The following is a 14,497-nucleotide window of genomic DNA, read 5'->3' as shown; positions in this document are numbered from 1 at the left end:
CCGAACTGTGGCGAAGTGTTGCGCGGACGGTCGATGCCTCTACAACGATGGGCCTGGCCCCTCCGCGAGTGGAAGTGTGGCAGATCGCCACACTTCCAGCCGCCAGAGCTGGCCCTCCAAAACTGCCCAAGAAGCCTTTTTTCGGGCCGCCAAGGCACTAGGCTCACCCGTCACACACGGCGGTTCAGCCCAAGCTCTGGGCACGGCTTACGTCAGCTCGGTACATATCCATGTTGACGTGATAGCTGTGGAAAAACCTGATCGCAGATTCGTCGGGCAACAGCGTTTTGGTGAACATATGGTGGATTAGGAAGTCGACCTGCTGATTTGCCTCGACGTAGAACCGTCCGCCTGGCTCACCCCGTTCGTTCCGGTGACTGATCGCCATATCGACGGGCGATTCGTGGAAGATCTTGAATTCCCCGGTGTTCATCAGCCGTGTCGCAACGCCGTAGCGTGCAAGGAAGCACATCAGCAGTTCGAACCCGGTACTAGCCCCCTCGTACTGAACGTACTCCGGATACAGGCGCCACGCCGCGCCGAAGTTCAGCGTCTTCCCTGATCGAGAGGCCTCCACCAAGAGCACGTACGGCAGCCCGCCTTTCCTTGACATCACTTTGGCTAGCCAACTCGTGTTGCTGCCAAGCTTGCCAGCGTCAATGGGAACTTGAAGATGCTGCACGAAGTCCGGACTGCGAACAGCCTCCCGGACGCTATCCATACTCTCCATCGGTGCAAATGCGGCCCAGGACTCATCGCTGATCGAAAGCTCGTAGTCGCCGATGGGCAGGTTCCCCGCAGAACCAAGACGTTCCATCGCACGGTCGCGCCTTCCGTCAGAAGCTGATGCTTCGCGGAGGTAGGTTGCCGCCTCCTCGAAGAGCGACTTCTGAAGGTCGAGGCTCGCGATGAGAGAAGGTAAACCGACCCCCCGTGCCGCGAGGTAATTGGCGACACTCTGAGGCATATCCGAGAGATCAACAGTTTCGCGGAGGGGGTCTGGTATCAACCGCTGCGCGAGCCAGCTCGATACCTCTGCGGCACGCGCTTGCTCCTCTGTGGAAGGGCGGGGATCAACCTGCATCATGCAACCTCAGCAGATCGAACTCTGTTGGGACCAAGTCTCTGATGATGTACTCCAGACCGATACCGGCGCGACTCTCTCGGCGAACGACCTCCATGCGTTCCTTGACTGCATCACGCCGGATGACATAGAGAACGGGCTGCCAAAGGTCTTCATTGTCTGAGGAGAGGATGGCCGCAATCTCGTCGCTTTGGTCCTGACTGAGTTTGCCTTCTTTGACCCAGCCCGCTGTGAGCGCTGCGTAGCGGTTCCGCACATTCATGGCATAGGGGTTATGCCCGTCGCCGACATGGCGCCTGAGGTTTGAGCAGATGTCTCTTGGATTGCTTGTTACAGCGACGTGCGAGCCCAAGGTTCCAGCGCGCATTGCACGAAAGTCCCACGCCTCTGAGCACCAAACGTAGTGCACATCGTTGAGATAGTTTGCCTGAATGAGGTACTTGGCGTACGGTGCAGCCGAGTACAAGAACAGTTTCGAATGCATCGCAAACTGGAAGAAGCGCCGCGTTGAAATGTACGTGCCTTCGTCCAGCCGGCGCAACTTTCTCACCGCCCGCCGGGCTCCCAGTTTTCACGTCGCGCGCCAAACCTCCCGCGCCCTAGCCGTGGCCGACAGGCGGTCAGCTATGCCAGCCAGCGCAGGCCCGTTGATCAAGCGTGTGACGCCCCCCACGTCACCAACGTCGGCCAGCTCGTTGCAGCCGCGTGCGTCCCAATACTGCAGCGCTACGCGCGCTGCCGACGCAGGGTCGCGAACCCACTCAGGGTGGCCGACCAAGTCCAAGCCGAGCAGCTTTCCGATCTCGACATAGTTAGCACGGCCGGTGAGCTGCAGGTAGCCCGAGCCGCGAAAGCGCCAGCCGTCGCCGCTGGCCTCGTCGCCATTGCCGAGCCGGCCCCCGTAGACGCGGTTCGCAATGGCTGCCTGGCCGCGCGCGATCAAGGCCTTCGCATCGTCGATGCCGCGCACTGCGCTGTAGAACTTGTCCAGGCGCTCCGGGTCGCGCCAGTTCATGCTCTCGACCATCAGCGTCAGGCCCGCTGTCTCGTGTGCGATCTGCCCCATCAGGCAGGCCAGGCGGGCCGGCGTGTTGACCTGGCTCTTCACGCGCGCGGCCTCCAGCGCGGCAGCGTGAATCTGCGGTGTCGAACACATCGGCGCGAAGCGCTTCAGCGTGGCGGCCGTGATCATTGGTGCGCTCATCGCCATTGCTCCTCGTAGTAGCGCTCGGACGTGTCGACGATCTCCTTCGAGTCGGCCTCGTTCACGCCCAGGAACTCGCGCGCCGGCTGGGTGACCTTGGCCCGCAGCAGGTACTGGGTGACGCCGTTCTTGTCGACCAGCATGAACTGGCCCTTGATGGACTGCGCCACGTGCAGCTCGCCGAAGTTGCGCGGGCTACCGGCGCGGCGCGCCTCGGGCGTGACCGGAATGGACAGGAACGGGCCGGCCTTCGCACGGATCACGCCGCCGAAGTTGCGCTGCGCAGCGTAGGCAACGTTTGTGCCCCAGGCCACGCCCGTCTCGCGGGCCTCGTAGGCAATCGAATTGCGCAGGCGGCGCGACAGACTCATCGTCTGGCCGCCCTCGTTCAGCGCCCGCCAGCTCTTGACCCAAGGCTTGCCGCTCGGATCGACCTGCGTTCGAAAGCGCAGCTGCGTGGACGTCTTGCCGATGCGGCCGATGCGTTCCCACAGCGGCCGCATCCGGCCGCCCAGCGGCAGGCCCAGTCGCACCCGGTCAACGGCCGCGCGCAGCGCGTCGTCCTTGACCGAGACCTTGATGTCACTTGCCATCGCGGAATGCCCTTTCCTTCTCGGTCAGGAGGTCGCGCTGCATCTCGATGCGGCTCGACCCTGGCGCGTAGGCCCAGCCCGGGCCTACACCCTTCGGCACCTGCGTCGTCTCGCCGGTGCGCGGGTTCGTGTAGTCGCGCATCTGCACGGCCGGTGCCGTGTCGGGCTCTGCCTTGCCCATCGCTTCAGCCTGCGCGCGGCTGAGCTGGATCACGCCGCAGCGGCAGCCCCAGTCGTTCGGCGGGAAGTGGGCCTGCCACCACGGGTCATCGGCACTGAGCACCAGGCCGTCCCAGGCTGCATGCTCGGGGCGGGTCTGCGCGTCGTTGACCGCGTCGTACATCAGGTACGGCGCGTCATCCTTCGTCTGCCTGATCTGCGCCCAGTGGCCGGCGGCGTAGCTGGTCTGGATGTTGGTTTCGAAGATGGTTTGAAGCCGCCTCGGCGAGCCCAGCTGCACCTGCTTGATCTCGCCCGTGTCCGGGTCCGTCATCTCGGCCTTGCCCCACCAGCCGGCCTCGACCAGGCGCGGCTCCAGCGCGTCGCGGAACTGCTGCTTCGTCCAGCCCTCGGCGATGGCCTTGTCGACCGCCATGCGCACATCGCGCAGCAGGTCGACGTTCATCATCTTGGCGACCGTGAAGGCCAGGTCGTGCTCGTACTGCCAGACCTCCTGCCAGCCGAAGCTGGTGGCATAGCCCTTGCCACGGAAGAACTCCAGCGCCTTGCGCGGCTCCAGGTTGAAGCGCAGATCAACGGCCATCAGCGTTCCCCCGCGCCTGGTTGCACCAGCTGTGCGAGATGTCGAGGTTCGCCATCGCGTCGGTACCGCCCTTGCTCAATGGCTGCACGTGCTCCAGCGTGGCGTGCATCTCGTCGACGTGCTGGCCGCACACGAAGCACGGCACCACGCCATAGCAGCGCTTGCGCTTCATCTTGTAGACCGTCTCGCGCCGCTGCTTGCGGACTTGCGCGACACGGCGACCGGAGCGGTGGCGCTTGCCCATCGGCCTAGCCCAGAAGCCGCTGCTTCCACTTGCCAAGCAGCCCGGGCTTCTTCCTTGCGAGACCGCGCCCCATCAGATGACCGGCGAAGGTGGCGCGCGCGATGGTCTCGACGGTGGTCGGGTCGGGCTTGTCGTCGAGCAGCCGCGCCAGGCCTTCGCGGAAGGCGACCAGGTCGCCGCTCTCTTCGAGCATGGCGGTCAGGCGTTCGACGGGCTTGCCCATCAGCTCCTTCCACTGGCCGGCCAACTCTTCGGACGCGGCCAGGATGGCCTCCTGCCGTGCCCTGTTGAATGCCCGCTGCGAGCCTGCAGCCTGCGGAGGAGCGCCCTCGGCGAAGTCGGCCTGGTCGGTCTCGTCGACAGCGCCACCAGGTGGCATGCTCGCCAACGCCGGCGGCATCGGCGCGGGCGCCTTCTTCTTCCAGCCGTTGCCGTAGGTCTGCTGGATGTAGGCCTCGTCGGGTTCGAAGCCCATCTCGGTCAGCAGCTTGTCGCGCGTCGCCAACTTGACCGTGTCTTCCGGCTCGTCGAACACGCGGCGCACGCGCGGCGGCTTCGCGCCCGCGATGTTGAGCTCGACGATCCAGCGCGCGAACTCGGTCAGCGTCTCGTCCAGCTCGTCGGCGTCGTCCTTCGCGACCTCCATGCGGACGTCGTCCTGCACGTTGGCCTGGCCGCTGCCGAGCCCGGCCGACGACGCGGTGGTGCTCATGGTCTCGCCCAGCACCGCCTTGCTGATCAGTTCGTCCATGTAGCGGACGAGCTTCTCGTAGGTGTCCACCGAGCCCGAGCGCTGCGCTTCCAGGAACTCGACGGCCATGCCGTCCGGGATGATCACGCCCGCATCGCGGCTGATCGCCTTCAGCGCCGCGAGCAGCTTCTTCTGGTCGGCCTGCTGCGCGTTGGGCGGGTACTTGCCGAGCGCGGTGGGTGCGCCGAACTTGTCGGCGAACGTGAGCCAGAACGTGATGCCGTTGCGCTTGAAGAAGACGGGCCAGAACAACATGGCGCCGACGCCCTCGCCATAAGGGCTGTCCTCGGTGTCAGCGCCACGGCGGTGGATGATGAACTTGCGCGGCGGCAGCGGCTCGCCCAGCAGCGGCGCCTCGCGCGTGAGCAGGCGCATCTCGTCGTTCACGTCGAACGTGAAGCGCCGCGCGTTGCGGGCCTTGAGCTTGGTGGGCAGCAGCTTGCCGTCCACCACTTCCCAGATGGCCTCGACAACCGCGAAGCCCTGCAGCGTCGCCTCCAGCAGCCGCTTGCACAGCTGGTTGAACTGGATGCTCTCGAAGTACTCGCGCACCAGGTCGGCGGCGGCCACGTCGGCAGGCGCCTCGCTCGCGGGCTCCACCACCCAGGGCCGGCCCGTCACGGCGCGCTTGCGCTTGGCGAGCACGGCGCCGGCATGCGCGTCGCGCTTCAGCTCCTGGTAAATCTTCAGGCCCTTGGAGCCGCCGCGGCTCTTGAGCGTGTCGTCTTCGTTGTACTGGATGCCACCGAAGAACACGCGGTGCGGGTCGCGCTCGATGGAGGCGATCTCCTGCCGCAGCGGCTGCCCGTTCTGGTCGACGATTTCGGCCATGCTCAGTTCTCCATGTAGTCGCTCAGCACATCGCTGATGCGGCCGTCATCGGTGCTCGCGAACTCGATGGGCACGTAGTCGCATCGGCTCGCGTAGTGGCCCAGCAGCAGCGACACGCCCGCGTCGCCGTGACGCTTCTTGCCGTCGCTGTCGGTCGTGCGCTTGTCGGGGATGCGCGGCACGCCGCGGATGACCTCGAAGGCACGCAGGTCGTTCATCACGTCGGCGTCGGCCGGCAGCTCGACGCCGTCGTCCTCGAAGGCGGCCTTGAAGGGTGCCGTGTTCTCTCGGTACCAGGTCTCGCTCAGCATCACCTGTTCCACCACGAGCGCGCCGTAGCGCTGCATCGCCACCTCGGCCAGGTACTGCCCGTTGCCGCGAGCGTCCATCGCCAGCTTGCGCAGGCGCGGCAGCCGGTCGCAGATGTAGAAGAGCACCTGCTCCTGCTGCTTGAAGGGCACGTTGCGCAGCTCGACGAGGAACGGGAAGCGCCGCCGCAGGTTCTGCAGGATTTGGCCTGGGCTCAGCACGGTGAGGTCGCCGGTGCGGCCGAAGTCCTCGCCGCAGTAGCTGCTCAGCGACGGGTCCAGCTTGAGCAGCTCGGGCAGCACGTGGGCCACCAGCCAGTCGTTGCACTCCGCAATGCGGATGTGCTCGGGCAGCATCTCGAAGCCCTGCTTGCACTCCCACCGCAGCACCTTCAGCTCGGTGCGCATGCGGCTCTCGATGAGCGCGCGGCTCAGCCAGGCGCCGCCGCTGTTGGCCGGGATGCAGTCCAGCTCCTCGGCCGCGCCCGCGCCATAGAAGCTGTAGACGCCCTCCATCCAGGCCGCCTCTTCCTCGGCTGTCCATGCCTTGCCCAGCCGCAGGCACACGCGGCGGTAGAGGCCCTGGCCCACCGCCTCGCGGAAGGGGATGTGGTGGATCGTGCCCTTGCGGGTGGCCGCGCGAATCTCGGTCAACAGCACGTTGAACGGGTTTTCAACGCCGTTGTGCGTGCTGATCACGCGCACCTTGCCGCCCCAGATCAGCATGGCCATCGCGGCCTTGAGCAGCTCGACGAGCTTGTCGTGGAAGGCAGCCTCGTCGATGACGATGATCCCCTGCCTGCCGCGCAGGTTGGAAGGGCGCGAACTGAGCGCCACCACGCGGAAGCCCGAGCCCGGGAACCTGATGGTGAAGGTCTTGATGTGCTTGTCTTCTTCGGCCTCGTCCCAGAAGCCTTCTTCAATCTCGCTGGCCGCTCGGTTGAACGCCTTCACCCACATCGAGCACGCCTGGATGTACTCGATGGTCATGTCCTGGTTGTAGGCGATGTAGTAGACGTTCTGCCCGCCCGCGTCGCGCGAGCTGCTGGCCGTGAGCACATCGTCGGCCGCCTCGGCCCAAGTCAGGCCCGTGCGGCGGCTCTTCTCGGCCAGCTTCAGCGGGCTCGGGTCGGCGATCCAGGCCTGCTGGTATGGCAGCAGCACGGCCGGCACATTGGCGCCGGCCGTGTCTGGCGTGCGGAACGGGACCGAGGTCATCGACGGTGGCGCCAGTGCGAGTAGCGGATTGCCCACTGGGGCCACCGCCAGACCTTGGCGCCCTGTGCTTCTGCCGTGCGCACGAACGCGATCAGTGCGGCGAAGTCGATCAGACGGAGAAGGACGCGGAATCCGCAGTACGCCGATACACAGAACAACGCGACATAGAAGCAGAAGAGGCCCACGAAGGAGCCCACCTTCAGCAGGTCAGCCATCGCGGCGGGCCACCACTCCATCAGCCGCGCTCCGGCCAGTAGGCCGCGAACAGCTCCGTGCCCGTGCCGCCGTCGACGGCATCGTGCGCCGCGCGCGGGGACGGGTACAGCCAGACGGAGCCCTGGTACTGCGGCTTCGCGTAGTCCGGGAAGATGGTGAGGTTCACCATCTGCTTGCCGTTCTCGGTGGGCTCGCCCCAAACCCGCGTGATCATGGCCGGCGCCACGGTGGCGCCGTTGCTCTCGGCGCCCTTGCCGATGACATGGACGACGCGGCCGATGGTGGCGCGCGTGATGGTCTCGATGTTGCTCACTGAGCGATCCCCAGAATGGCGCGGCGAATCTCCGCCGCCGAGTCGGCGGACAGGCCGCCGGTCTTCACGATGCGGTCGGCGGCGTCGGCCGCAGCAGCGGCGCGCTCCTTCACCTGGCGCATGTATTCCTGCTGCGCGATGGACGCGCGGGCCAGCGGCGCCACGGCCTTGGCGAGCTTGGCGAGGTCGACCTCGTCGGGGTCCACGTCGTCCATGTCGCGCAGTACCTGGAACAGGCGCTGCTGCAGCATCTGCATCGTGGCCCGCGACATCGCGTCGGTGTCGTCGGGCGCGGCTGCCACCAGCGCGCGGGCCTGCTCGGTCGACACGCGCAAATCAGCCAGGCGGCGCTCCATCTGGCTGCCGTAGCGGTGGATGCTGCTCTTGCCCACCTCGTAGCCCTGCTCGCGCAGCCAGGCTTCCAGCTCCACGTAGCCGCTGAACCCGCCGGCGATGAGGCGCTTGTCCAGCTCGACGCGCGTGGCCTCGGGCAGGTGGACGATCTTGCTTCGCTCGCCCATTTCAGCCGATGGCCGGCCGTGCGATGCCGGGCTCTACTTCAACCGTGTACTCGACGATGTCCACGCCGTGCCGCGTCAGCTCGGCGTGCCAGCGGTTGAGCGTGTCCTTCTTGATGCTCACCAGCTCGCGGTCCTCCAGGTAGTCCAGCTCGCGCCGGATCTCCATCTCGGTGGCGTCCGTGTGGTTGGCCTGGATCACCGTCAGCAGGATCGGTGTGCCGGCACCCGCGGGCCGTGCCACGTTGAGCGCGACGAGGAGATACCAGCGGATGCTCTCGCTGCGCGCCTTGCGCATCTGTTGGGCCATGTCCATTTAGCTCTGCTCCCTCTTGGAATACGCGTCACGGATGGCCTGCTCCAGGCGCAGCGCCATGTTCTCGATGCGAACGGTCACCGTCGCGATGGTCTGGACGAAGTCCTCGCGCCGCACGTAGTCGCGCGGCAAGGTGGCCTTGAAGTCCATGAAGTCCCGCTCCAGCTGGCGGTTGCTGTCGGCCTGCTCTTTGAGCCCGGTCGACACGGCGGTGAACTTCTCTTCGATCGTTCGCTGGAACTGCCCCACCAGCACGCGACCGATGGCCCAGAAGGCCCCGATCACCACGCCGCCGAAGGACAGCACCTGCCACAGGTCGATTTGCAGCTGCATCAGCCAGCACTCCTCTTGAGCCTGGCCTCTTTGCGACCCTGGCAGTCCACACAAAGACGGCAACGCGGCATGAGCTGCCGGCGCCGGTCGGGAATCGGGGCACCGCAGCCGGTGCCCTCGCAGAACTCGGCGCTCAGCTCGCGCCAGCGCTCGGCATCGCCTTCCTGGCCCAGCACGGCCGCGGCGCGGCGCTGGTGCTCGGCCAGTGCGTCCTGGCGCAACTCGGCTTCTCGGGCCTGGGCTCGGTCGAACACGTCCAGCACGTCAGGCTCCGCTGCGGTGCTGCAGCAGCTGGTCCTTCTCGCGGCTGCCGCGAGATGAGCCGAACTCGAATTGGTACGCGTCGCGCATGCACACGCCGAACAGGCTGGCGATGGTGCTGATCAGGCCGATGACCTCGCCCGGGATGGAGCCGCGGAATACCGTCAGCACCACCAGGCACGCGATCAGGCCCAGCGCCGCCAGGCCCACCATCACGTCGGCCCGCGTGTTGTGCTGGCCGGCCTTGATGAACTCGATGTCGCGCGCCCGCGCGCTCTGGCGGTCTGCCAGGTAGGCCAGGTCCAGCTGGGCATCCAGCTCCATTGCGCGCAGGTTGAACTGCTGCTGCAGCTCGGCGTTCGCCTTGATGGCTTCCAGCGCCTCGGCCGGCGTCTTGGCGCCGCTGACCTGCTGCGCCAGGCTGGCGACCTGGTCGGCCACCGCGGTGCTCGCGTCGCCGGCCTTGAAGAAGCGAAGTAGCGACGGCGCGAACTGCGCCAGCTGCACGGCGATGGGGATGAGCGGCAGCATCAGCGGCACTCCTGTTCAACACCGATGGACGGTAGAGGCGCCACGGCACCGATGCGGCCGGGGTTCGGGCGTGAAAACGGGGCCGAACCCATGTCAGCCCCGGTTGGCGCGGCGCGCCTTGATCACGTTGCGGCGCTTGCGCGCCATGCGACGGTCGTGCGCCACGGTCCAGCCGCGGCCAGGGAAGCGCCGGCTGGCGGCCGCGTGGCCGCGCACACGCAGCCAGGCGGCGCGCTGCTCGGGGCTGGTGGGCGCCTTGTTGGCATGCTTCGGCGCGGCCGCCTGGACGGCCTCCGCCCGCGCCGTCGTGCCCTCCTGTGTCGCGACCGTGACGCCGGAGCCGAGGGCGGCCGCCGCCATTGCGGCGAAGGCGAGGAGTGTGGAGCGGGTGCTGCGCATGGCCGGCATCGTGGCCGGCAGTGCCCCGGGGGTCTTTTCGCGTGTGCGAAAAAGAGAAGGCCCGCCGAAGCGGGCCTCGCATGCGCGCGGAACGCGCCTAGGACTACGTCAACGTCTGCAAGTGGGCAGCCTTGACGCGATCAAGGGTGCGTGCGCACCACGCGCCTGCGTCGAACTCACCGCTCAACATGGAGTCAACGTTGACCGGCTCAACGTGCTGGTGCCCATGCCCCGGCCCCCATGTGAAGCGAAACACCACGCGCCGCGATGGGGAATCAGCACGGCCGATGATCTTCTCAACGCGCATGTTCCGGTCCAGGGCAACGAGCTTCGCCATCAGGTCGAGAAACGCGGCCTCTTCGCGCGCCTCGCGGCTATCCATCACCGCAGCCCCTGCCATGCAACCACCTTGCCGTCCATCACGACCAGCTGCAGGCTGTCCGTGGCATACACCGACGCCACGCCGTCCGCACGATTGACCTGACCGACAAGCCGCGAGTCGCCGAGGCAGCTGCGGGCGCGTGCGAGTGACATGCCGACCTTGGGCATGCCGTAGTCGGCACCGCACACCTTGCGGGCCACCCGCTCCTGGGCCTCCGCCTGGCGTTCGCGCTCGGCGACGGACTGCTTGAGTGCCTGGGACTTCTCGCTCCAGTAGGCAGCAGCCGCCGCCTCCGCCGTGCGCTGCTCGGCACGCTGTGCTGCCTCAACGTCGCGCTTGCGGGCCTGCTCGGCCTCGAAGGCTGCGGAGCGGTCCTTTGCGCGCTGCAGCGCTGTCTTCTCTGCATCGGTGCGGGCCTGCGCGGACTTGCTCGACGCATCCGCCTGGCGCAATGAGCGGCACAGCTCCTGCGCAATCGGCTGGCCGTCGCGAGTGCAGGCATCCAGGTCGACAGCGGCCGCCGCCGGCAGCGCAGCCAGGGCCAGGATCAGGCAGGTGATGGTCTTCATGGCGCTCCCCTTTACCGAAAGTCTAGCCCTGGGCGTTGAAAAGGTCGCCCTGCGCCTTGCCCAGGAACTCAATGCGGGCGGCTGCGAGCGCCTTGTAGACCTGCTGCACACACATGCCGTACTTCTGCGCGAGCTCGATGTGGTTGTTGCCGGTGAAGTCTGCCCACATGGCTGCACGGCGCCGCTTGGCGCGCATGGTGTGGCCCTTGGGCCAGTACACCGGCTGCCCGCCGAAGCGCTCGCGCACGTGCTCGGCTGCGGTCTCGGCAATGGCTGCCGCTCGCTCGGCGGGCACGTCGACCTTGATCAGCTCGCCTTGCACCAGCTCCGCCAGCTCGCGCAGTACGAGCGGGTAATCCGGGTCTTCGGCGAGCGAATCGGGGTGCGGCGGCAACAGCCCGCCGAAGTCCAGCGAATGCGTACTCATGACAACTCCAAACTCCCTGTCGACCCACGGGCCGGCTCTATGGCGTCCTCGTGGGCGGCCGGGAACGTACCACGAGTTAGGGGGGTGCTTTTCCCCCCGATTGAATGCCCGACCCTCTTGCGCAGGCGTTCAGTCACCTCCGCCAGCCTTGCGCGCTGTTCCTCCGTTGGACCGGATGGCGCGGCAGGCGGCAACGCCGGCTGGGTCTGCCGGCGCGCGGGCAGATGCGCGCGCAGTTGCTTCGGCGCCGGCCAGCGCTCCGCTGACGCTGCCAGGTGACGGAACGCGACCGGCAGCCGCCAGGCGTCGAGCTGCTCCGTCCAGGGCAGCCAGCTCCACAGCACCTCCACCCAGGTCACGGCGACGAGCGGCACCGTCTCCGCTGACGGGCGATCCATCAGGTTCAACGCATAAAGCCTCTGCACGCCGTCGACAACGGCGTTGTGGAACCAGGTGTCGGGCGTGGCGTTCATCGCTTCAGAGCCTCCAGGGCCACCAGGCCGGCACCGGCGCGCGAGCGCGGAGCAGCGGCGGTGGGTGCGACGGGGGCGACCGCCGCGGCCTCCACGGTCTCCAGGCACCGGCGCAGGTAGTTGTGATTCCCGAGCGGCTTCCAGCCCGGCGCCTGGCGACGCTCACCCAGCGTGCGCGCCGTCTCCACGAGTCCGGCCTGCAGACGGCCAGCGTCGCTCGTGAGGGCCTGCACCTCGCGGCACAGCCGCAGCGCGCGGCCCCAGCCCAGCTGCTGCTTCAGCGGCCGGAAGAACGACAGGTAGTGAACGAGTGCGCGCGCCAGGTCAGGGTGCAACGCCAGCAGCACCGACACCAGCTCGCGGCCGGCGTCGTCCTGCATGGCCGACTCCAGAGGGATGTGCGCGTGGCAGCAGGGGCAGGTCAGCTGCATCATGGTGCCCCCGTCTCGTCGTCGCCCTCGATGGCACGGCGGCCCCGGGGCGGCTTGGCCTCGACGATCTGCTTGTGTGTGACCGACCGCCAGCTCACGCCGCGCAGCTCGTCGTGTTCAGGCATGGCGTGATAGCGAAAGCCCTGGCCGGTGTAATCGGAGCGCACCTGGCGGGCGCCCTGCATCAGCTCGGCGACCTTGATGCCCGTCGCAGCCGGCATCAGGTACTCGTCCAGGCCGATGGTGACGACGCACATGCGCGCGCCGGCCTTAGTCGTTGCCATTGGTGGCTCCTTCCAACTCGTTCTGCAGCACCCTTGCGGCGGCTTCTCGCTTCGCCCGGCGCTGCTGGTCATAGGTCAGGGCCGCAATGAGCTTGCCCAGGTGGTCGGTTGTGCAGAACTCCAGCGCGTCGACGCCGCAGATGCGCTTCACCATCGCCTTGGTGAGATAGGCCCAGGAACGGCCCGCATCGGCCAGCAGCGCCTCGATCTTGTCGAGCTGGGCCTGCCGGTCCAGTGGCCGCTTCTTGCCCGCGAAGGGCTTGCCCGCGTGGCCGAGCTTGGCGCCCAGGCGCGTCATGTGCGCCAGCACGCGGGCGCGGCCGGCGTGGTCCAGCTCGGCCGCGCTGCGCACCCGGGCCTGGGCGAACAGCATGTCGCGGTAGCTGTCGTCGTCCAGCAGCCCGGCCTTCATCAGCTGGGCCTTGGCGATGTGAATCTGCGCCAGCGCGGCATTGCGTGGCTGGGCGGGGCGGGCAGCGGGCTTCATCCCAAGTCCTCCGGCCGCGCGATTCGGATGACGGCCATGCTGCCGTAGGTGGGGAAGCTGCTGGGCTGCACGTCCAGCGCGAAGTGGAAGTCGACATCGCCGCCGCCACCGCTGCCGTCCTTCTCGACCTCGACATGCACGGGCCAGTGACCCGGCAGCTCGGCGAGCTGCTCGCGGAGTTGCTGCACGTTCATGGAGCCGCCCTCGGTCCGATCAGCTCGGCCGTCCACCACGTCACCGCCTTGCCGAGCGGCCAGCCGTCGCCAGCGCCGCGCCACTGCTCGCCATCGAAGAAGGCGCTGATCACCATGCCTTGCGCGTCCAGCTCGTCAGGCGGCAGGTAGGCGTAGACGGTCAGGTCAGCGTCGGGCATGCGGTCGCTGCACTTGACCCAGGTGACGCACTCCACCACGGGAGCCAGTGCCGCGTCGGCCTGGCTCACGCTGATGAGGCGTTCCAGCAAGCCGGCGGCGTCGCCCAGGCGGGCATCCACGCCCCGGGCCTTCCAGGCGTCCTGGGGCGGGTCGGACAGCAACGCGACGCCGTGGCTCTCGCGCGCCAGGCGCAGCGTCGTCAGCACGGACTGCAGGGCGTCGGTCTCGGGGTGAACACCCTGCTGCACCGACTGGATGCCGCCGAGCGTCCACACCAGCCGCCCGGTGTTGCGGAAGTACTCGTCCACCCGCTTGGCGGCGTCACGCACGGACTGGGGCACGCAGACGTCAGCCATGAGCCACCTCCTGCGTCTCGCTGGGGGCCTTGGGCGTGATCTCCCAGTAGATGCCGGCGAAGCCGATCTGCGCCACCTCGAAGTTGCCAGCGCCCAGCAGCTTCTCGGCGAGGCGCTCGGTGGCCGCCTTGGCGCCACTGGTGGAGCTGGCGCGCTTGCCGTTGACCGAGCAGGTGTCGTAGGCGCCGCTGCGGTAGGTCACGCTGATCGTGAAGGGGCGTTTGAAGTCGGTTTTCATCGCGTCACTCCTTCCGCCAGATTCGGGCTTCGGTGGCCGTGGTGCGGCGCATCACGAAACGGCGGTTGAGGCTCTTGCCCCAGCGGCTGGCGCTGGTGATCAGCGCCTTGGCGGCGCCGTGCGAGCAGCCGAACGAGTCGCCCACCTTCATCTCGGCAAACTTGGCGGCGTAGCGCAGCACCTTCTCGGACTGCGCCTCGGGGATGGGGATGCCGGCCTCGATCACCAGCGACGCCGGATCCGGCAGCAGGGCGGCGCCTGCGCCGCCGCCCTTGGACTCCTCCTGACCCTTGGTAGCCAGCCAGGTCTGGAAGCCGGGCTTCGGCGGCGCGTCGGCGCTTGCGGGCGCCGGTGCGGCGGCCGGCGCGGCCTTCTCTGCGCCGAGCTTGGGGCCGGCGGCGTAGCAGCCCTTGGACAGGCGCTGGATGTGGCCCGCGTTGATCGCGTTGTTCAGCAGCGCGGCGATGGACGACTGGTTCACGTCGAACCGCTTGGCGATGTCGACGTTGTCCAGCTCGTCGAACGGATTGGCTCTGAAGTGGGCGCACAGGCGTTCGGCCAGGCTGCCATCACGGGGTTGGTAGCTCATCGCA

General features: G+C 67.5%; 27 protein-coding genes. All 27 read right to left on the bottom strand.

The features are described from left to right. Positions 1-184 precede the first annotated feature (184 nt). Positions 185-1,087, bottom strand: a complete 903-nt coding sequence (locus ACG04Q_RS12080; protein ID WP_394511172.1) for a hypothetical protein — start codon at positions 1,085-1,087, stop codon at positions 185-187. Further along, positions 1,074-1,634, bottom strand: a complete 561-nt coding sequence (locus ACG04Q_RS12075) for a hypothetical protein (protein WP_394511171.1) — start codon at positions 1,632-1,634, stop codon at positions 1,074-1,076. The genes ACG04Q_RS12080 and ACG04Q_RS12075 overlap by 14 nt, the downstream gene beginning before the upstream one ends. A gap of 21 nt (positions 1,635-1,655) precedes the next feature. Next, a complete protein-coding gene (locus ACG04Q_RS12070; RefSeq protein WP_394511170.1) occupies positions 1,656-2,276 on the bottom strand; it encodes a glycoside hydrolase family 19 protein in 621 nt (206 codons plus the stop codon). 8 nt (positions 2,277-2,284) lie between these two features. After that, positions 2,285-2,881: a phage virion morphogenesis protein gene (locus tag ACG04Q_RS12065; RefSeq protein WP_394511169.1), complete on the bottom strand. Its 597-nt coding sequence runs from the start codon at positions 2,879-2,881 to the stop codon at positions 2,285-2,287. Further along, positions 2,871-3,644 carry a phage head morphogenesis protein gene (locus ACG04Q_RS12060; RefSeq protein WP_394511168.1) on the bottom strand — a complete coding sequence of 258 codons (774 nt, stop codon included), beginning with the start codon at positions 3,642-3,644 and terminating at the stop codon, positions 2,871-2,873. The genes ACG04Q_RS12065 and ACG04Q_RS12060 overlap by 11 nt, the downstream gene beginning before the upstream one ends. Further along, positions 3,634-3,888 (bottom strand): HNH endonuclease, encoded by a 255-nt coding sequence (locus ACG04Q_RS12055; protein ID WP_394511167.1) that lies wholly within the window; start codon positions 3,886-3,888, stop codon positions 3,634-3,636. The genes ACG04Q_RS12060 and ACG04Q_RS12055 overlap by 11 nt, the downstream gene beginning before the upstream one ends. 4 nt (positions 3,889-3,892) lie before the next feature. Continuing rightward, positions 3,893-5,470, bottom strand: coding sequence for a DUF935 domain-containing protein (locus ACG04Q_RS12050; RefSeq protein ID WP_394511166.1), 1,578 nt, complete (start codon positions 5,468-5,470; stop codon positions 3,893-3,895). Between the two features lie 2 nt (positions 5,471-5,472). Then, entirely contained in the window at positions 5,473-6,996 is a 1,524-nt protein-coding gene (locus ACG04Q_RS12045) for a hypothetical protein (protein ID WP_394511165.1), read from the bottom strand. Continuing rightward, a complete protein-coding gene (locus ACG04Q_RS12040) occupies positions 6,993-7,232 on the bottom strand; it encodes a hypothetical protein (protein WP_394511164.1) in 240 nt (79 codons plus the stop codon). The genes ACG04Q_RS12045 and ACG04Q_RS12040 overlap by 4 nt, the downstream gene beginning before the upstream one ends. After that, positions 7,232-7,525 carry a hypothetical protein gene (locus ACG04Q_RS12035; RefSeq protein ID WP_394511163.1) on the bottom strand — a complete coding sequence of 98 codons (294 nt, stop codon included), beginning with the start codon at positions 7,523-7,525 and terminating at the stop codon, positions 7,232-7,234. Before ACG04Q_RS12035 ends, ACG04Q_RS12040 begins: the two co-directional genes overlap by 1 nt. Next, positions 7,522-8,046 carry a DUF3486 family protein gene (locus ACG04Q_RS12030; protein WP_394511162.1) on the bottom strand — a complete coding sequence of 175 codons (525 nt, stop codon included), beginning with the start codon at positions 8,044-8,046 and terminating at the stop codon, positions 7,522-7,524. The genes ACG04Q_RS12035 and ACG04Q_RS12030 overlap by 4 nt, the downstream gene beginning before the upstream one ends. Position 8,047: 1 nt before the next feature. Continuing rightward, complete coding sequence (locus tag ACG04Q_RS12025) at positions 8,048-8,359, bottom strand: hypothetical protein (RefSeq protein WP_394511161.1); 312 nt, start codon at positions 8,357-8,359, stop codon at positions 8,048-8,050. Beyond that, the gene (locus ACG04Q_RS12020) at positions 8,360-8,692 is read right to left on the bottom strand and encodes a hypothetical protein (protein ID WP_394511160.1); all 333 of its coding nucleotides are present in this window, start codon (positions 8,690-8,692) and stop codon (positions 8,360-8,362) included. After that, a complete protein-coding gene (locus ACG04Q_RS12015) occupies positions 8,692-8,955 on the bottom strand; it encodes a TraR/DksA C4-type zinc finger protein (RefSeq protein WP_394511159.1) in 264 nt (87 codons plus the stop codon). The genes ACG04Q_RS12020 and ACG04Q_RS12015 overlap by 1 nt, the downstream gene beginning before the upstream one ends. 1 nt (position 8,956) lies before the next feature. Continuing rightward, entirely contained in the window at positions 8,957-9,484 is a 528-nt protein-coding gene (locus ACG04Q_RS12010; protein ID WP_394511158.1) for a hypothetical protein, read from the bottom strand. A gap of 93 nt (positions 9,485-9,577) precedes the next feature. Then, a complete protein-coding gene (locus ACG04Q_RS12005; protein WP_394511157.1) occupies positions 9,578-9,883 on the bottom strand; it encodes a hypothetical protein in 306 nt (101 codons plus the stop codon). A gap of 103 nt (positions 9,884-9,986) precedes the next feature. Beyond that, positions 9,987-10,265, bottom strand: a complete 279-nt coding sequence (locus tag ACG04Q_RS12000) for a hypothetical protein (protein WP_394511156.1) — start codon at positions 10,263-10,265, stop codon at positions 9,987-9,989. After that, positions 10,265-10,834, bottom strand: a complete 570-nt coding sequence (locus ACG04Q_RS11995) for a hypothetical protein (RefSeq protein ID WP_394511155.1) — start codon at positions 10,832-10,834, stop codon at positions 10,265-10,267. The genes ACG04Q_RS12000 and ACG04Q_RS11995 overlap by 1 nt, the downstream gene beginning before the upstream one ends. A 22-nt stretch (positions 10,835-10,856) precedes the next feature. Next, positions 10,857-11,261, bottom strand: a complete 405-nt coding sequence (locus tag ACG04Q_RS11990) for a Mor transcription activator family protein (protein ID WP_394511154.1) — start codon at positions 11,259-11,261, stop codon at positions 10,857-10,859. Continuing rightward, the gene (locus ACG04Q_RS11985) at positions 11,258-11,734 is read right to left on the bottom strand and encodes a hypothetical protein (RefSeq protein WP_394511153.1); all 477 of its coding nucleotides are present in this window, start codon (positions 11,732-11,734) and stop codon (positions 11,258-11,260) included. The genes ACG04Q_RS11990 and ACG04Q_RS11985 overlap by 4 nt, the downstream gene beginning before the upstream one ends. Continuing rightward, positions 11,731-12,168 carry a hypothetical protein gene (locus tag ACG04Q_RS11980; protein WP_394511152.1) on the bottom strand — a complete coding sequence of 146 codons (438 nt, stop codon included), beginning with the start codon at positions 12,166-12,168 and terminating at the stop codon, positions 11,731-11,733. The genes ACG04Q_RS11985 and ACG04Q_RS11980 overlap by 4 nt, the downstream gene beginning before the upstream one ends. Then, on the bottom strand, positions 12,165-12,449 hold the full coding sequence (locus tag ACG04Q_RS11975) for a hypothetical protein (protein WP_394511151.1): 285 nt from the start codon (positions 12,447-12,449) through the stop codon (positions 12,165-12,167). The genes ACG04Q_RS11980 and ACG04Q_RS11975 overlap by 4 nt, the downstream gene beginning before the upstream one ends. After that, positions 12,436-12,936 (bottom strand): phage protein GemA/Gp16 family protein, encoded by a 501-nt coding sequence (locus ACG04Q_RS11970; protein ID WP_394511150.1) that lies wholly within the window; start codon positions 12,934-12,936, stop codon positions 12,436-12,438. Before ACG04Q_RS11970 ends, ACG04Q_RS11975 begins: the two co-directional genes overlap by 14 nt. Beyond that, complete coding sequence (locus ACG04Q_RS11965) at positions 12,933-13,130, bottom strand: hypothetical protein (protein WP_394511149.1); 198 nt, start codon at positions 13,128-13,130, stop codon at positions 12,933-12,935. The genes ACG04Q_RS11970 and ACG04Q_RS11965 overlap by 4 nt, the downstream gene beginning before the upstream one ends. Then, positions 13,127-13,666 (bottom strand): DUF551 domain-containing protein, encoded by a 540-nt coding sequence (locus ACG04Q_RS11960; protein WP_394511148.1) that lies wholly within the window; start codon positions 13,664-13,666, stop codon positions 13,127-13,129. Before ACG04Q_RS11960 ends, ACG04Q_RS11965 begins: the two co-directional genes overlap by 4 nt. After that, complete coding sequence (locus ACG04Q_RS11955; RefSeq protein WP_394511147.1) at positions 13,659-13,904, bottom strand: hypothetical protein; 246 nt, start codon at positions 13,902-13,904, stop codon at positions 13,659-13,661. The genes ACG04Q_RS11960 and ACG04Q_RS11955 overlap by 8 nt, the downstream gene beginning before the upstream one ends. A 4-nt stretch (positions 13,905-13,908) precedes the next feature. After that, positions 13,909-14,493, bottom strand: a complete 585-nt coding sequence (locus ACG04Q_RS11950; protein WP_394511146.1) for a hypothetical protein — start codon at positions 14,491-14,493, stop codon at positions 13,909-13,911. Positions 14,494-14,497 lie beyond the last annotated feature (4 nt).

It is taken from the genome of Pelomonas lactea, assembly GCF_043555885.1.
Lineage (GTDB): Bacteria > Pseudomonadota > Gammaproteobacteria > Burkholderiales > Burkholderiaceae_C > Pelomonas > Pelomonas lactea.
This window is presented reverse-complemented; position numbering and strand designations above follow the sequence as displayed.

Bases quoted from the DNA above. Each gene is read 5' to 3' on its own strand.
- ACG04Q_RS12010 (WP_394511158.1), bottom strand. From the start codon at position 9,484: ATGCTGCCGCTCATCCCCATCGCCGTGCAGCTGGCGCAGTTCGCGCCG.
- ACG04Q_RS11970 (WP_394511150.1), bottom strand. From the start codon at position 12,936: ATGAAGCCCGCTGCCCGCCCCGCCCAGCCACGCAATGCCGCGCTGGCG.
- ACG04Q_RS11980 (WP_394511152.1), bottom strand. From the start codon at position 12,168: ATGATGCAGCTGACCTGCCCCTGCTGCCACGCGCACATCCCTCTGGAG.
- ACG04Q_RS12000 (WP_394511156.1), bottom strand. From the start codon at position 10,265: ATGGATAGCCGCGAGGCGCGCGAAGAGGCCGCGTTTCTCGACCTGATG.
- ACG04Q_RS11995 (WP_394511155.1), bottom strand. From the start codon at position 10,834: ATGAAGACCATCACCTGCCTGATCCTGGCCCTGGCTGCGCTGCCGGCG.
- ACG04Q_RS11985 (WP_394511153.1), bottom strand. From the start codon at position 11,734: ATGAACGCCACGCCCGACACCTGGTTCCACAACGCCGTTGTCGACGGC.
- ACG04Q_RS12070 (WP_394511170.1), bottom strand. From the start codon at position 2,276: ATGATCACGGCCGCCACGCTGAAGCGCTTCGCGCCGATGTGTTCGACA.
- ACG04Q_RS12025 (WP_394511161.1), bottom strand. From the start codon at position 8,359: ATGGACATGGCCCAACAGATGCGCAAGGCGCGCAGCGAGAGCATCCGC.
- ACG04Q_RS11975 (WP_394511151.1), bottom strand. From the start codon at position 12,449: ATGGCAACGACTAAGGCCGGCGCGCGCATGTGCGTCGTCACCATCGGC.
- ACG04Q_RS12080 (WP_394511172.1), bottom strand. From the start codon at position 1,087: ATGATGCAGGTTGATCCCCGCCCTTCCACAGAGGAGCAAGCGCGTGCC.
- ACG04Q_RS12055 (WP_394511167.1), bottom strand. From the start codon at position 3,888: ATGGGCAAGCGCCACCGCTCCGGTCGCCGTGTCGCGCAAGTCCGCAAG.
- ACG04Q_RS12030 (WP_394511162.1), bottom strand. From the start codon at position 8,046: ATGGGCGAGCGAAGCAAGATCGTCCACCTGCCCGAGGCCACGCGCGTC.
- ACG04Q_RS12045 (WP_394511165.1), bottom strand. From the start codon at position 6,996: ATGACCTCGGTCCCGTTCCGCACGCCAGACACGGCCGGCGCCAATGTG.
- ACG04Q_RS11950 (WP_394511146.1), bottom strand. From the start codon at position 14,493: ATGAGCTACCAACCCCGTGATGGCAGCCTGGCCGAACGCCTGTGCGCC.
- ACG04Q_RS12050 (WP_394511166.1), bottom strand. From the start codon at position 5,470: ATGGCCGAAATCGTCGACCAGAACGGGCAGCCGCTGCGGCAGGAGATC.
- ACG04Q_RS12040 (WP_394511164.1), bottom strand. From the start codon at position 7,232: ATGGAGTGGTGGCCCGCCGCGATGGCTGACCTGCTGAAGGTGGGCTCC.
- ACG04Q_RS12020 (WP_394511160.1), bottom strand. From the start codon at position 8,692: ATGCAGCTGCAAATCGACCTGTGGCAGGTGCTGTCCTTCGGCGGCGTG.
- ACG04Q_RS11965 (WP_394511149.1), bottom strand. From the start codon at position 13,130: ATGAACGTGCAGCAACTCCGCGAGCAGCTCGCCGAGCTGCCGGGTCAC.
- ACG04Q_RS12065 (WP_394511169.1), bottom strand. From the start codon at position 2,881: ATGGCAAGTGACATCAAGGTCTCGGTCAAGGACGACGCGCTGCGCGCG.
- ACG04Q_RS11990 (WP_394511154.1), bottom strand. From the start codon at position 11,261: ATGAGTACGCATTCGCTGGACTTCGGCGGGCTGTTGCCGCCGCACCCC.
- ACG04Q_RS11955 (WP_394511147.1), bottom strand. From the start codon at position 13,904: ATGAAAACCGACTTCAAACGCCCCTTCACGATCAGCGTGACCTACCGC.
- ACG04Q_RS12005 (WP_394511157.1), bottom strand. From the start codon at position 9,883: ATGCGCAGCACCCGCTCCACACTCCTCGCCTTCGCCGCAATGGCGGCG.
- ACG04Q_RS11960 (WP_394511148.1), bottom strand. From the start codon at position 13,666: ATGGCTGACGTCTGCGTGCCCCAGTCCGTGCGTGACGCCGCCAAGCGG.
- ACG04Q_RS12060 (WP_394511168.1), bottom strand. From the start codon at position 3,644: ATGGCCGTTGATCTGCGCTTCAACCTGGAGCCGCGCAAGGCGCTGGAG.